Below are 611 nucleotides of genomic sequence, written 5' to 3'. Positions count from 1 at the left end.
GCTCTGAAGAAGGGCATCGAGGCCGCCGTCGAGCGCGTCAGCGAGGAGCTCTCCAAGCTGGCCAAGGACGTGGAGACCAAGGAGCAGATCGCTTCGACCGCCTCCATCTCCGCCGCCGACCCCGAGATCGGCTCGCTCATCGCCGAGGCGATGGACAAGGTCGGCAAGGAAGGCGTCATCACCGTCGAGGAGAGCAACACCTTCGGTCTCGAGCTTGAGCTCACCGAGGGCATGCGCTTCGACAAGGGCATGACGTCGATGTACTTCGTGACCGACTCCGACCGCATGGAGGCCGTGCTCGAAGACCCGTACATCCTGATCGTCAACAGCAAGGTCTCGGCCAACAAGGACCTGCTGCCGCTGCTCGACAAGGTCGTGCAGTCCGGCAAGCCGCTGCTGATCATCGCCGAGGACGTCGACGGCGAGGCCCTGGCGACCCTGGTGGTCAACAAGATCCGCGGCCTGTTCCGCTCCGTGGCCGTCAAGGCCCCGGGCTTCGGCGACCGCCGCAAGGCCATGCTGGGCGACATCGCGATCCTGACCGGTGGTCAGGTCATCGCCGAGGAGGTCGGCCTCAAGCTGGAGACCGCCACCCTCGACCTGCTCGGCCG

1 protein-coding gene is annotated in these 611 nt (G+C 66.0%); it reads left to right on the top strand.

The window, feature by feature from the left end; translation table 11 throughout:
• A partial coding sequence (locus IEZ27_RS53475) for a TCP-1/cpn60 chaperonin family protein (protein WP_308427381.1) occupies window positions 1-611 on the top strand: 611 nt, incomplete at both ends.

This window comes from Nonomuraea spiralis (genome assembly GCF_014648435.1).
Lineage (GTDB): Bacteria > Actinomycetota > Actinomycetes > Streptosporangiales > Streptosporangiaceae > Nonomuraea > Nonomuraea spiralis.
The sequence above is the reverse complement of the archived record's forward strand: the minus strand, read 5'-3'. Positions and strand labels throughout refer to the sequence as shown.